Origin of the sequence: Vibrio sp. Hal054 (assembly GCF_037162405.1) — a bacterium.
Lineage (GTDB): Bacteria > Pseudomonadota > Gammaproteobacteria > Enterobacterales > Vibrionaceae > Vibrio > Vibrio diazotrophicus.
Genome location: NZ_JARLUT010000001.1, coordinates 1,978,860 through 1,992,519 on the forward strand (window position 1 = coordinate 1,978,860; position 13,660 = coordinate 1,992,519).

The 13,660-nt window shown below is 43.5% G+C and carries 11 protein-coding genes; 3 read left to right on the top strand and 8 right to left on the bottom strand.

Annotated features, from left to right (window positions below; all coding sequences use genetic code 11):
- Positions 1–18: 18 nt before the first annotated feature.
- Both lolA and P4S58_RS09155 read right to left on the bottom strand, forming a co-directional pair.
- Positions 19–615, bottom strand: coding sequence for an outer membrane lipoprotein chaperone LolA (lolA, locus tag P4S58_RS09150; RefSeq protein WP_102952942.1), 597 nt, complete (start codon positions 613–615; stop codon positions 19–21).
- Positions 616–755: 140 nt separating this feature from the next.
- On the bottom strand, positions 756–1,376 hold the full coding sequence (locus P4S58_RS09155; protein WP_102952941.1) for an SEC-C metal-binding domain-containing protein: 621 nt from the start codon (positions 1,374–1,376) through the stop codon (positions 756–758).
- A 241-nt stretch (positions 1,377–1,617) separates the two neighbouring features.
- On the opposite strand from P4S58_RS09155, the gene dusC reads away from it, so the two are divergent.
- The gene (dusC, locus tag P4S58_RS09160) at positions 1,618–2,568 is read left to right on the top strand and encodes a tRNA dihydrouridine(16) synthase DusC (protein ID WP_337163712.1); all 951 of its coding nucleotides are present in this window, start codon (positions 1,618–1,620) and stop codon (positions 2,566–2,568) included.
- A gap of 9 nt (positions 2,569–2,577) precedes the next feature.
- On the opposite strand, the gene P4S58_RS09165 is transcribed toward dusC, so the two are convergent.
- The 6 genes from P4S58_RS09165 to yfbV form a co-directional block, all read right to left on the bottom strand.
- Positions 2,578–4,041: a GGDEF domain-containing protein gene (locus P4S58_RS09165; protein ID WP_042481856.1), complete on the bottom strand. Its 1,464-nt coding sequence runs from the start codon at positions 4,039–4,041 to the stop codon at positions 2,578–2,580.
- A gap of 199 nt (positions 4,042–4,240) precedes the next feature.
- Positions 4,241–6,082, bottom strand: a complete 1,842-nt coding sequence (gene malZ, locus P4S58_RS09170) for a maltodextrin glucosidase (RefSeq protein WP_337163714.1) — start codon at positions 6,080–6,082, stop codon at positions 4,241–4,243.
- A 134-nt stretch (positions 6,083–6,216) separates the two neighbouring features.
- Positions 6,217–7,011 carry an ABC transporter ATP-binding protein gene (locus P4S58_RS09175; protein WP_042481850.1) on the bottom strand — a complete coding sequence of 265 codons (795 nt, stop codon included), beginning with the start codon at positions 7,009–7,011 and terminating at the stop codon, positions 6,217–6,219.
- Positions 7,008–7,952: an ABC transporter permease gene (locus tag P4S58_RS09180; RefSeq protein ID WP_042481846.1), complete on the bottom strand. Its 945-nt coding sequence runs from the start codon at positions 7,950–7,952 to the stop codon at positions 7,008–7,010. Before P4S58_RS09180 ends, P4S58_RS09175 begins: the two co-directional genes overlap by 4 nt.
- A gap of 64 nt (positions 7,953–8,016) precedes the next feature.
- Positions 8,017–8,982 carry an ABC transporter substrate-binding protein gene (locus P4S58_RS09185; protein WP_042481844.1) on the bottom strand — a complete coding sequence of 322 codons (966 nt, stop codon included), beginning with the start codon at positions 8,980–8,982 and terminating at the stop codon, positions 8,017–8,019.
- Positions 8,983–9,286: 304 nt separating this feature from the next.
- The gene (gene yfbV / locus P4S58_RS09190; protein ID WP_102967882.1) at positions 9,287–9,739 is read right to left on the bottom strand and encodes a terminus macrodomain insulation protein YfbV; all 453 of its coding nucleotides are present in this window, start codon (positions 9,737–9,739) and stop codon (positions 9,287–9,289) included.
- Between the two features lie 356 nt (positions 9,740–10,095).
- On the opposite strand from yfbV, the gene P4S58_RS09195 reads away from it, so the two are divergent.
- Together P4S58_RS09195 and pta are read left to right on the top strand one after the other, a co-directional pair.
- On the top strand, positions 10,096–11,292 hold the full coding sequence (locus P4S58_RS09195; protein WP_042481839.1) for an acetate kinase: 1,197 nt from the start codon (positions 10,096–10,098) through the stop codon (positions 11,290–11,292).
- 139 nt (positions 11,293–11,431) lie between these two features.
- Entirely contained in the window at positions 11,432–13,576 is a 2,145-nt protein-coding gene (pta, locus tag P4S58_RS09200) for a phosphate acetyltransferase (protein ID WP_102952936.1), read from the top strand.
- Positions 13,577–13,660: the final 84 nt, after the last annotated feature.

Genomic DNA, 13,660 nt, shown 5'->3' on the forward strand with positions numbered 1-13,660 from the left:
AATTACCTAGATCCATCGTTAGTTACGTTGGTCATCAACTTCCACGCCTTCAGGAACATCAAATGTGAATCGATTCATTGCGGGTTTCTGCTGTTTTACATCATTAAAACTAAACAGGCTTTTCTGACCATCTTGTTCTAATACATTAAAACCTTTTACCACACCTTTTTCATCAATCGTAATTTGAAATTGCCCCTGATTTGATTCAACAGCCGTCGGCGTCAAGGTAAACACATCATTATCTTGTTCAACTTTGTAGGCATCCCAATCACTGGTGCGGTTGCGAGTAAGCAATACAAATGGTGTCTGCTCCATCGCTTGTTCTTGGTTATAGATGGTGACTTGTTCGATAAACGGGCTGTAATACCAGAGAGATTCTCCATCAGAAACCAGTAAGTTTTCGTCAGGATCAAGTGTTTCCCAACGGAAAAGACTTGGACGTGCGATATCCACTAAACCACTACCATCCATTACTATTTCGCCATCTGGGCTGATAACTTGTTGTTCAAACTTGGCGCTAAACCCATCCGTCAGTGCAAGACGCTCACTTAAATTCTCTTTAGGTGTCGCCAATACAGAGAAACTACAGAATAAAAGAGCTAACCATTTTTTCATTGCTATTCGGCTCCTAGCCAATTCATGTAAGGAAGTTATATCTAAGATTCTTCCTTGTTATGTCAACCTTGTGTGGAAAAAGTTCGAATCTCGCCACTTTTAACGAAAGTTAGCGCTGCTGTAAAACCTGAAAAAGAGGCTTAGTTTCCGCAACAGTGCTTAAACTTCTTTCCACTTCCGCATGGGCAAATTTCATTGCGACCGATATCTTTATATGGGTTTACGTTCTGCGCTTTTGCACCAATCATGGCTTCATCAGCGGCTAAAGCAACTTCGTGAATCATCAGATCCAATTGCTTCACCATATTTTCGAGTTTTGGCAGGTCAGTGAAACCCGCTTGTTTCATTTGCTCGTGAGTCTGTTCTTCGTCAATAGCAAGCATTAGCGTTGTCAGCAGAGCTTGTAGCATTCGAATCGAGCCATCTGATGTTGCCACTTCTTGCCACGAAGGCTCAATGGTTGGCCACAATGTCATAAAGCCTTCAGCAAAGTCCGCTAACGCTTCGTCAAAACCAGAGTCTTGTTGATCGAGCATAGAGAGCAAACCATATTCGTTGAGCTTAAGCTCGTGATATTGAGCATTGATTTGATCGGTAATCAGAGTCTTTAAAGTTTCAGCTTGGTCGCCAAATACTGAACTTAACCATGTTTCAGGATCTAAAGGCTTTGTTGCTAAGTTTGCAGCCAGAACAACACCTTCGATAAAAGCAGGCGATTCGCTGCGCTCTACTGAACTTAAATTCACAAATTGATAACTCATTTAAACTCTTCTAGCTTTTGATAATTTTGATTGTTTCCGCATTATAACCTGAACTTACCAATAAGTTCTCGTGCGTATCTCCCGAACTTTCTCCAGATTACCTTCATAAACTCTCATTCAATTACTTTCAGGACATCTCGCCAAGTTAGCGAACAAAGGTCTAGTGCGGATTTCGTGACATTTCACCGCCATACCTCTACAATCTCGCCTCCATTTTAGACGGTAGTAATAAGATCTTAGTATGCGAGTTGTTTTAGGCCCTATGGAGGGCGTATTAGATAGCCTGATGCGTGAAATGCTGACAGAAATCAATGACTATGATTTCTGCGTCACTGAGTTTGTACGTGTCATCGATCAAACGCTTCCAGATCATATGTTCTATCGTCTCTGTCCGGAGCTAAAGCAAGGTTCTGCGACTAAATCTGGTGTACCTGTCAAAGTTCAGTTGCTTGGACAAGAGCCTGTTTGGATGGCAGAAAATGCCGTGCGCGCCGCAAGCCTAGGTGCATACGGTATCGACCTTAACTTTGGATGCCCAGCGAAAACCGTCAATAAAAGCAAAGGCGGGGCTGCTCTATTGCAACAGCCAGAACTTATCTATCACGTTGTCAAAGCATGTAGAGAGGCTGTTCCAGCGCACATCCCAGTTTCAGCCAAAATCCGTCTTGGATGGGAAAACCCTGATGACTGCTACGAGATCGTTGATGCGGTGTCCCAAGCCAAAGCCGATGAACTAACCATTCATGCTCGAACCAAAATGGGCGGCTATAAGGCAAGTGAAATCAAATGGGAATACATTGATAAAATCCGTCAGAAAACCTCTGTACCGCTTATAGCGAATGGCGAAGTATGGAGTTACCAAGACGGTCAGGATTGTATCAAAACCACAGGTGTCGATTCCCTGATGGTATGCCGTGGTGCTCTGAACATTCCAAACTTAGGGAATATGGTGAAACATAATCACGAGCCTATGTCTTGGAATGAGGTGGTGGAACTGCTGATTAAATACTCTGAATACGAAGTAAATGGTGATAAGGCCAAATACTATCCAAACCGAGTGAAACAGTGGTTTTCCTATCTGCGTCAGGCTTATCCTGACGCAGCAGATCTATTCAGAGAGATTCGTGTCAAAAATGACGTTGATGCGATGGTTGATCACTTAAAGCGATATAGAGACGCGCTTTACGCCTAATTCCACCTATTAAAACACCAGTTTATCTTTACCCGTTGTTTTAGCTTGATAAAGCTTCTCGTCTGCGATTTTGAACAGCTTGTCGAAATCGCAGCCTTTGTCACTTTGTATAATCTCTACACCACCCGAAACGGTAAACCCATTCTCGACCACTTTAGAAGACTGACTAGTAATTGCATCTTTGACACGCAGCATAATCTTTTTCAGGACGTCGCTATCATCGCCCGTTAAATAAACCACGAATTCTTCTCCACCGAAACGCGCTACCGCATCAGTATTACGGATACTTTTTTCTATTTGTTCGCCGAGATAGCAAATAACATCATCCCCGACGTCATGACCGTAGGTGTCATTGATCGATTTAAAATTATCGATATCCAGTATAGCTATGGACAAATACTGCTGGTGATATTTTCCGCGCAGGAACTCTTCCATTCCCCTTCTGTTGAGAACACCTGTCATAGGATCATGCGAAGCTAAATCAGCGTAATAGCTCTTTTCAACTCGAGTACCAAGATGTAAAACGCCAATAACAGTCACTAAGTAGGAAAGCAAAACTACCGCCAAACTCATACTCATTTCATCCACAAACTGCGTGATTTCGGCACGCCAATCCCAGTGGTAGTAGAGATAATGATCCATGTTGGTGTAGCTGACTTCCAACTTGTGTGGCAAATACGCTGAACCATCGGTCGGCAGCGATTCTGTGCGTACTAACCTGATCTTCCCTGCCACGGGAGATAAATCTCCGATAAGCTTATCGACGCTGACATCGAGTACAACCACACCTTTAAAGACCGCGTTCTCAAAAACGGGCATTGCTAATGTCATGTTATTTCTTTGCATCAGCACTTCACTAAACGCACTCGGTCCTATTACAGAAATAACGTCCGGATTTTGTGATGCTTCTTGCCAGAAATTGCGTAGCCTGACGGTTTTTAGTTGCTCTTGGGTGATACCTTGAATGGCTTCTTTAGGTGAAGAGATGATAAAGCCATGTTCATCAAGATAATGAACGCCGATAACATAATCATCGAGGTCATGAAGGAATGAAATGATGGGTGCCAGAGTGACTTTCCTTAAGGCTAATTCAGTCACATCACTCGAAGCGTTACAGTACTTTTCATCGCCTATCATCATGTAACTGATGTTAATTGGCGGAGAGGAATGGGCAAGATTCTTAGTAATCATCAGAGACTCTTTAGGGGAGAGTTGGCAAACGCCATTGACCACTTCAATATTAAAATCTGTTGCCTCTGTTAATGTGGACTCATAGTAGCTACTAAAACCGTAATCCAGTGCGACTAGTATTTTCCCCGCTCGTTGCAGCATGGCATTCACATTTCTATATTCACTGGTGATCTGCTGGTTCAACACCATTAAATACGAGTAAACCATCATCGACAAAATAGCGAAAACCAAAATCAGTGGTCCAAAAATAACGATTTTTTTGTAGTTTTTCTTCGGCTGCATATATTTTCTTCACACCAATACCAAGTAGGGAAATCTTTTCAATCAACAGATTAGTACACTTAACACTTTTTTTATATGCATATTGTATCGTTATTCCAAGCCGCTACGCCTCTTTTAGATGTATCTCAATATTGCAGCAGCGGCTTAGTGTCGAGAAAAGCCGAAATTAAGTAACTGATTCATTTTTATAAGTAAACAATCAAGGCTTCGTGCTCATTCCCATAAGATAAGCCTTACTGCCAACTTCCACCGACAGGTTGCCCGAAACGACTTCCATTTCATTGCCGGATTTAGAACAAATGACCTTGCCGCTCTCAATCCCCAACTTCCAGATTGGAACAGACATAGACTGAGGTACATAAGAGGCGTTTATCACAACCAAGATAACTTCTCCGCCAAAGACTCGAGCATATGCAATACAACCATCTTGAGCATACAAAATCTGCAAAGCACCTTGTTGTAATGCCAGATGATTTCTTCTCATTGCTACTAGCTTTTTGAATCGCTCTATCTGTTCAGAGTTATCAATCTCTTCCCAAGGTAAACAACGACGATTATCAGGATCTAAACCACCTTGCAGATTCACCTCGGTACCATAGTAAATACATGGTGTACCAACCATGGTCATCAACAACACTAAACCTATTTCAATCAATGCATCGTCACCATTAACCAAGGTTGCCCAACGCATCGTGTCGTGGCTATCCAGTTGATTAAGCTGTGCCAATTGATTCAGCCAAGGCACTTTCGCCTGAGCTTCAACAATCCACTCAACAAATTCCTCTGCGCTAATGGAAATACGATCATAAGCGATATCTTGACCCGTTAGCCAAGCTCGAACCGGATGCGCAAAACCGTAGTAGTTCATCGCTCCGTCTTCTTGGTCTCCCTGTAGCCATTGTGTCGCTTCAAAGAAGTGTTCGCCTAAAACATAAGCTTGCTGATTCTCTTGTTTCACCGAATCGCGGAACTGTTTTACATAGTAGGCATTGTTGATGGCTCCTGACCCCTCACCTAGCATATGAATCACATCAAAACGCCATCCATCAATCGAGTAAGGCGGGCGAAGCCAGTGTTTGATCACTGAATCCTTGCCCTGATAAATATAATCACGCACCTCTTCGTTTAAGAAGTTCAACACGGGTAAGTTTTCAACACCTTTCCAACAGGCGTAGTGATTATCTTGATCGAACAGGTAATAGTTGCGATAAGGGGACTTCTCAGAGCAATACGCACCATTTTCATAATGGTTGAAGCGGTCAAACCAAGGATGTTCAGCAGAGGTATGATTGAACACGGCATCAAGCACAACCTTCATTCCACGCTGATGAATCTCAGCGCATAGCTGAGCAAACTCTTCATTGGTTCCCAGATGAGGATCAACATTAAAGTAATCCGTCGTGTCATATTTATGATTACTCAATGAGGTAAAAATAGGATTCAGATAGACAGTCGTGATACCAAGTTGCTCTAGGTAGTCTAACTTGCTTCTGACACCTGCTAAATCGCCGCCGTAGAATTCCAAAGAACCATGTGAGTCATGGGAACTGACGGGCTCGCCCCACTGTTTAGCAATCACATTACGTTTCCCGCCGCGAACAGAATATTCATTTGTCTTAACGCTGATGTCAGGATTACCGTTGCAGAAACGATCAGGAAATATTTGATAGAAAACCTGCTCTTTCACCCATTCTGGAGGCTGATACAAAGCGTCACACTTAAAATGATACTCTCGTGGTGGGATACGGTTATGCACGCCTCTGGCATCAAGCCAATGTTGCGCACTGCCACTCAACATCTTAAACACATAGTGAGTCAGTGATTTATCCGGATTAACAGGGATGGTTGCGCTCCATTGGTTTAAGCGCCCTAACTTTCCACAAGGCTTCATTTCCACCAATGATTCTTCGTTGTCCGGCTCATGTCTGACATACACCTTCTGATACAACTCAGACTCTGTGTTTAGAATAAGTGTCAGTTGACCATCTTGATAAGATAAACCGTCGGATGTTTGGGCATGAAAAGCGAAAGGTAAGGACATGCTGCTCCCCTAATATATGATTCCTGTTGCTTGTTAACTTACCTCTTTGTTTAAAAAGAAAAATCCTCCTTACACAGTTAGCGATTTGCGCATAGTGTAAGGAGGATCACGTTTAGTAGGATGAACTCGAGGGATTAGTTCAGCAGTAAGCTATCGTCAGACAGTTCTTCACCACGAACTTTAGAGAACATCTCAAGCAGATCAGGTACTTGCATATTGGCTCGTTGATCACCGGATACATCCAGAACAATTTCACCTTGGTGCAACATTACCGTTCTGTCACCACACGCTAGTGCGTCTTTCATTGAGTGAGTCACCATCATTACGGTCAGGTTAAACTCTTTAACGATTTTCTTGGTTAAATCGATAATGAAAGCTGCCATGCGAGGATCTAGAGCTGCGGTATGTTCATCAAGTAACAATAACTTACTGTCTGAAAGTGTTGCCATCACAAGACTCACTGCCTGACGCTGACCGCCAGAAAGCAAACCGATGTTATCTCCAAGACGATCTTCTAAGCCTAAACCAAGAATACTGATTCGCTCTTGAAACAGTTTGCGACGATTGGTTGAAAGAGAATGCTTCCAGCCACGACGTTTACCGCGCATATACGCAAGCGCCATGTTTTCTTCAATAGTTAACGCTCCGCAAGTACCTGCTAGCGGATCTTGGAATACACGAGCACAAAGGCTGGCACGTTGGTCAACACTGCGGCGAGTCACGTCAATATCATCGATATTAACTTTACCGCCGACCATAGGTGTTTCACCTGTTACCGCGCCAAGCAGTGTTGATTTACCCGCACCATTTGAGCCAATAACGGTAAGAAATTGGTGTTCTGGCACTTTCAGATCCACACCTCTTAACGCTCGGTTCTCAAGGATAGTGCCAGGATTAAATGTAACTTGAATATCTTCTAAATGGATCATAATGCTTCTCCTGACGCCTTAACCTGCTTAGATACTTCTGATTTCTTAGCAGGCCCACTACCCTTTTTTGGCTTTCGATTCCTTTTCATTCTCGGCATGATTAACGCCAGAGCAACTAGCACTGCAGTAACCAAGTTCAAGTCCGAAGCTTGTAAACCAAACATTCCCGAACTTAATGCAAATGCCACCGCTAAACGATAGAGAACCGATCCCACGATAACAGCGATGACGGCTACCCAAATTTTACGGCCGGGAATGAGTGTTTGACCCAAAATAACAGCAGCCAAACCAACTACGATGGTACCTACACCAGAAGTCACGTCCGCAAAGCTGTTGGTTTGTGCAAATAAAGCACCAGCAAAACCCACAAAGCCGTTTGACAGTGCTAAACAAAAATAGGTGTAAAACGCCGTACTCGCACCTTGCGCAGCAACCATACGAGCATTCACGCCTGTGGCACGAAGCCCCAAGCCAAAATCACTGTTCAGTAGACGAACAACAAACAGAGCAGAAATAAGTACCAGTACCGCTACAACCAAAGGACGAATGAGCATAGGGTCGCCCATCGTTTCAAATGGTGTCAGGATCGTATCTTCACCGAGCAGAGCTAAGTTAGGACGTCCCATAATGCGAATATTAATTGAGAACGCAGCAATCATAGTTAGGATTGATGCTAATAGATGAAGAATTCCACAACGAACCGTCAAAAACGCCGTTACCCATCCGGTTGCCGCACCAGCAATAATAGCTAAACCGGTAGCGATCCATGGGTCAATACCAGAAACAATCGCGGTTGCAGCTACAGCAGCACCCATAGGGAAACTACCATCAACACTCAAATCTGGGAAATCAAGAACTCGGAAAGTCAGGTAAACACCAAGTGCCACCAGACCGTAGATAAGGCCAACCTCTAAGGCGCCAAAAAAGGCAAAAGCAGACATACAAACTCCCTTCTCTGCTTAATCAAGTTGGCGTACTGCTACGCCAACTCTTTTAACAATGGTTCTATTTAACGCTTGTTGCGCGATCCATAACGGACTTAGGAATTTCCAGACCTAGCTTTTCAGCCACAGTCTTGTTAATCACTAAATCAGAACCTTTAGCAACTTTAACATCCAAAGAACCAGGAGCAGCACCTTCTAGAATAGCAGCTACGTAATCCGCAGTTTGAACGCCAATTTGGTAGTAGTCGAAACCAAGACTAGCAACTGCACCACGCTCTACATATGATGTAGCAGCGCCAAACACAGGTGTCTTAGCTTGGTTTGCAGCGACGATCATACCTTCAATTGCGCTGGCAACAGTATTGTCAATCAGAGCATAAATAACGTCTGATTTTGCAGAGATTGCTTGTGTCGCTGACTGTACATCTGCACTTTTCAGAGCAGTTGCTTCAACCAGAGTAATTCCGTGCTTTTTAGTGGATGCTTTTAGTAGCTCCATCAAGCTTACAGCGTTTGCTTCACCTGGGTTGTAAACCACACCAATTGATTTCACGTTTGGCATGATTTCTTTAATCAACTCTACGTGTTGTTCAACTGGAGAAAGATCTGAAAGACCCGTTACGTTTTTACCAGGTTGTTCCATTGTCGCAACCAATTTTGCGCCTACTGGGTCTGTCACCGCTGTAAATACAACTGGAATGTTTTTAGTCGCTGACACTAGAGCTTGTGCGGTAGGTGTTGCAATACCGACTAACACATCTGGATTTTCACCCACAAATTGACGCGCAATTTGTACAGCAATAGCAGGGTTACCTTGCGCTGTTTTGAAATCAAACTCTAGGTTTTTGCCTTCTTCATAGCCTTTTGCTTTCAGGCCATCAAGAAGACCTTGACGTGTTGCATCGAGTGCAGGGTGTTCTACGATCTGTGAAACCGCAACTTTAGCGGTTTTAGCCATAATGCTGTGGGAAGAAAGTAATGCAGCTCCGGCTAGAACGGCGGTAGCAATGACCTTGCTTGCTTTCATCTTAACTCCTTGATTTAAAGCATATAGTAATGTGATGTTGTGTAATGTTTTTTAGTTATTGTGCAATTAGCATGCACTTATGGACATTATTACCAGTAACTATGCGGAAAGGGAAGAAACATTTAACAGCGAAATAACAAAAAGAGAGGAAGAAACAGTATCTTGAGTTTGGTGACTAAAAGAAGGCAAATAACGACTAATTTTTGCTCAGAAGAAAGCCTCTACAACAGCCATGAGCTTGGCTTCATATCGAAAAACAAAAAAGGCTCTAATGGATAGATTAGAGCCTTAATAATTCGTTTAATTAAAACCAGCGTTCTAAAGCGGTTTTATCAAGCTGACGGAATGCACGATTAAGTACCATTGCCAGCTCTTTGTATCGAGGCTTCGGTTTTATCGGTTCAAGAGCAGAACCTGTTTCAACAATTTTTGCATGAATTTCGCGATACCAACCTGCAAGTGCAGGCGGTAACTGAGTATTCGCTCTGTTACCTAACCACCACATACCTTGCAAAGGTAAGCTGATGGCAAACAAAGCAACAACAACCGCTTGTGGCATAGCTTGAACATTTTGAAAACTCATTTGAGTTAACACGCTAATAGCGGCGACCGCTGGCATAACTTTGATACCAAAACGCGTCGCTTTAATAATTCGCGATTCAGGAAAAAGCAGATTCAACTCTTTCCGCATAGGCCAAACTTGCATGTATTTCTGGCCGTCTTTCAAGCTGTGGATGATTCCGACACGATTACTCATACCACTTCCTCACTCTCAGTTATCGCCTCTTGTGGGCGAATTCGCTAAAAAATAGTTGAATAGTTCAACGAATAACGTAAAAATTTGATAAAAGCTAATATTGTTTAAATTTTTTTGTTATATTACCCCATTATCGCTATCCTTTGCGGACTCTCAATCTCATTGTTGCCCTTATTTACAATTTAGGCAACTTTAAGACTAATCTGCAAGGAAAGCAGCAGACGATTTCAATGACGAAGTCACGTCTCTAGATAAGGAAGTTAAAGCTTTATTGATTAAGATTAGTACCAATTGCTTATGCATCTACTATTCTTGTCATTGATTTTGTCCTAACCGATTATTACAGGTAGTCACACATGTCTAAGCTAGTTTTAGTTTTAAACTGCGGTAGTTCTTCACTTAAATTCGCTGTTGTCGATGCACAAAACGGCGACGAACATCTTTCTGGTCTTGCAGAATGTTTACACCTTCCAGAAGCACGTATCAAGTGGAAACTTGATGGTAAGCACGAAGCACAACTAGGTGAAGGCGCTGCTCACGATGAAGCTCTATCTTTCATCGTAGAAACTATTCTTGCTTCTAAGCCAGAACTTGCGGCACAAATTAAAGCTATCGGTCACCGTGTTGTACACGGCGGCGAGAAGTTCACTAAATCTGCTCTAATCGACGATGCTGTTCTTCAAGGTATTCAAGACTGTGCAACTCTAGCACCGTTACACAACCCAGCACACATCATCGGTATTAAAGCAGCTCAGAAAGCTTTCCCAGCACTGAAAAACGTTGCTGTATTCGATACTGCTTTCCACCAAACTATGCCTGAAGAAGCGTTCCTATACGCACTTCCATACAAACTATACAAAGAACACGGTGTACGTCGTTACGGCATGCACGGTACTTCTCACCTATTCATCGCTCGTGAAGCAGCTGAACGTCTAGGTAAACCAGCAAACGAACTTAACATCATCAACTGTCACCTAGGTAACGGTGCATCAGTTTGTGCAATTAAGAACGGTGAATCAGTTGATACTTCAATGGGTATGACTCCTCTTGAAGGTCTAGTAATGGGTACTCGTTGTGGTGATATCGATCCTGCGATCATTTTCCACCTACACGACGCTCTAGGTTACTCAGTTGAGCAAATCAACAACATGCTGACTAAAGAGTCTGGCCTTCTAGGTCTAACTGAAGTGACTTCTGACTGTCGTTTCGTTGAAGACAACTACGGCGCTAAAGAAGAAGCAACTCGTGCGATGGACGTATTCTGTCACCGCCTAGCTAAATACGTAGCTGGTTACACTGCAAGCCTAGATGGTCGTCTAGACGCTATCGTGTTCACTGGTGGTATCGGTGAAAACTCTGCTCCAATCCGTGAAATGGTTCTTAACCGTCTAGCAATCTTCGGTATCGAAGTAGACAGCGATGCAAACCTAAAAGCACGTTTCGGCGGCGAAGGTGTTATCACTACAGCAGACAGCCGCGTGCCAGCGATGGTTATCTCAACCAACGAAGAGTTGGTGATTGCTGAAGACACCGCAACTCTAGCAGGTCTTTAAGTTTCTAACTGGCTAACCTAACGGTTAGCCAGATTTCTATAGGGGCTTAGCTTTTATTCTCACTTGAATCATTAACTAGGCTTTATTTCAATCCAATCTATCTCTTAGATTGCATCCAATAGTTTGAGGTACCTTACAGATGTCCCGTACTATTATGCTTATCCCTATCAGTGCTGGCGTGGGTCTAACCAGCGTGAGCATGGGTATTTTACGCGCTATGGAGCGTAAAGGCGTAAACGTTTCTTTCTACAAGCCTATTGCTCAACCACGTAGTGGTGAAGATCAACCAGATCTGACTTCAACGATTATCGGCCGTAACAGCGATATCAACATTGCTGAACCTTTGCCTATGTCTACGGCTGAAACGCTAATCGGCTCAGAGAAAATGGATGAGCTACTAGAAACTATCGTTGAGCGTTACAACCAGATCAATAAAGACTCAGAAGTGACGTTGATTGAAGGTTTGGTTCCAACTCGTAAACATCCATTCGCTAACCAAGTGAACGCTGAAATTGCAGCAACACTTGGCGCTGAAATCGTGTTCGTTGCAACTCCTGGTACTAACAACCCAACACAGCTGAAAGAGCGTATTGAAATCGCCTGTTCAAACTTTGGTGGTACTAAGAATAAGAACATTAAAGGTGTCATCATCAACAAGCTTAACGCTCCTGTTGATGAAGCTGGCCGTACTCGTCCAGACCTATCTGAAATGTTCGATGACGCAGACAGTGCGATTCAAACAAATCTTGAAGTAATGCAGATCTTCAATACTAGCCCTATCCGTGTTCTAGGTTGCGTGCCATGGAACATCGAATTGATCGCGACTCGCGCAGTGGATATGGCTAAGCACCTAAACGCTGAAATCATTAGCGCTGGTGAAATCAATACTCGCCGTATTAAGAGCATCACGTTCTGTGCACGTTCAATCCCTCACATGATTGAACACTTCAAACCAGGTTCTTTACTTGTGACTTCTGCAGACCGTCCAGACGTTATCGTTGCAGCGTCTCTAGCAGCAATGAACGGCGTTGAGATTGGTGCTGTACTGCTTACTGGTGGTTACGATATTCCAACGGAAATCGTTGATCTATGTAAACCTGCATTTGACTCTGGCTTGCCAATTTTCAAAGCACAAGGTAACACTTGGCAGACTTCTTTGAACCTACAAAGCTTCAGCCTAGAAGTACCTGCAGACGATAAAGAGCGTATCGAGTTCATCAGCGAACACGTTGCAAGCCACATTGATGGCCCTTGGATTGATTCTCTATCTGAAGGCACTCAAGGTATCCGTCGTCTGAGCCCACCAGCATTCCGTTACCAGCTAACAGAATTTGCTCGTCGCGCGGGTAAACGTATCGTTCTTCCTGAAGGTGACGAACCACGTACAGTGAAAGCTGCGGCTATTTGTGCTGAACGCGGTATTGCAACTTGTGTGCTTTTAGGTAACCCAGACGAAATCCGTCGCGTTGCAGCACAACAAGGTGTTGAGCTAGGCGCTGGCGTTGAAATCATTGATGCGGATTCTGTTCGCGAAAACTACGTAGCACGTTTAGTTGAACTACGTGGCGCAAAAGGTATGACTGAAGTTGTTGCTCGTGAGAAATTGGAAGATTCTGTTTTCCTAGGCACAATGATGCTTGAAGCGAACGAAGTTGACGGCCTAGTATCTGGAGCTGTTCACACAACTGCGAACACTATCGTTCCTCCGTTCCAAATCATCAAGACGGCACCAAATGCGTCAATCGTATCTTCAATCTTCTTCATGCTTCTGCCTGATCAAGTATTGGTATACGGTGACTGTGCAATCAACCCAGATCCAACGGCTGAACAGCTAGCAGAAATCGCTATCCAATCGGCTGATTCTGCAGCTGCATTTGGTATCGACCCACGTGTTGCAATGATCTCGTACTCTACTGGTGAATCTGGTAAAGGTGCAGACGTTGATAAAGTACGTGAAGCAACTCGTATTGCTCAAGAGAAACGTCCAGATCTTATTATTGACGGCCCTCTACAATACGATGCAGCAATCATGGAAAACGTGGCAGCTTCTAAAGCGCCTAATTCTCCAGTTGCAGGTAAAGCGACAGTATTCGTATTCCCAGACCTAAACACAGGTAATACGACGTACAAAGCAGTACAACGTTCAGCAGACCTAGTATCAATCGGTCCGATGCTACAAGGTATGCGTAAGCCAGTTAACGACCTTTCTCGTGGTGCGTTAGTTGATGATATCGTGTACACAATTGCTCTTACCGCTATCCAAGCAGACCAAGAAGCAAAATAGTCTTCACTTAGGTCTCCAGATATTATTAGCAAAAGCCGCAACCTAGGTTGCGGCTTTTTTATTCTTAATAAAGTTTAATCCCTT

What these genes read in the sequence shown, in the direction of transcription:
- P4S58_RS09165 (WP_042481856.1), bottom strand. Translation starts at nt 4,041, where the DNA reads ATGCAGCCGAAGAAAAACTACAAAAAAATCGTTATTTTTGGACCACTG.
- malZ (WP_337163714.1), bottom strand. Translation starts at nt 6,082, where the DNA reads ATGTCCTTACCTTTCGCTTTTCATGCCCAAACATCCGACGGTTTATCT.
- P4S58_RS09180 (WP_042481846.1), bottom strand. Translation starts at nt 7,952, where the DNA reads ATGTCTGCTTTTGCCTTTTTTGGCGCCTTAGAGGTTGGCCTTATCTAC.
- P4S58_RS09155 (WP_102952941.1), bottom strand. Translation starts at nt 1,376, where the DNA reads ATGAGTTATCAATTTGTGAATTTAAGTTCAGTAGAGCGCAGCGAATCG.
- yfbV (WP_102967882.1), bottom strand. Translation starts at nt 9,739, where the DNA reads ATGAGTAATCGTGTCGGAATCATCCACAGCTTGAAAGACGGCCAGAAA.
- dusC (WP_337163712.1), top strand. Translation starts at nt 1,618, where the DNA reads ATGCGAGTTGTTTTAGGCCCTATGGAGGGCGTATTAGATAGCCTGATG.
- P4S58_RS09195 (WP_042481839.1), top strand. Translation starts at nt 10,096, where the DNA reads ATGTCTAAGCTAGTTTTAGTTTTAAACTGCGGTAGTTCTTCACTTAAA.
- pta (WP_102952936.1), top strand. Translation starts at nt 11,432, where the DNA reads ATGTCCCGTACTATTATGCTTATCCCTATCAGTGCTGGCGTGGGTCTA.
- P4S58_RS09175 (WP_042481850.1), bottom strand. Translation starts at nt 7,011, where the DNA reads ATGATCCATTTAGAAGATATTCAAGTTACATTTAATCCTGGCACTATC.
- lolA (WP_102952942.1), bottom strand. Translation starts at nt 615, where the DNA reads ATGAAAAAATGGTTAGCTCTTTTATTCTGTAGTTTCTCTGTATTGGCG.
- P4S58_RS09185 (WP_042481844.1), bottom strand. Translation starts at nt 8,982, where the DNA reads ATGAAAGCAAGCAAGGTCATTGCTACCGCCGTTCTAGCCGGAGCTGCA.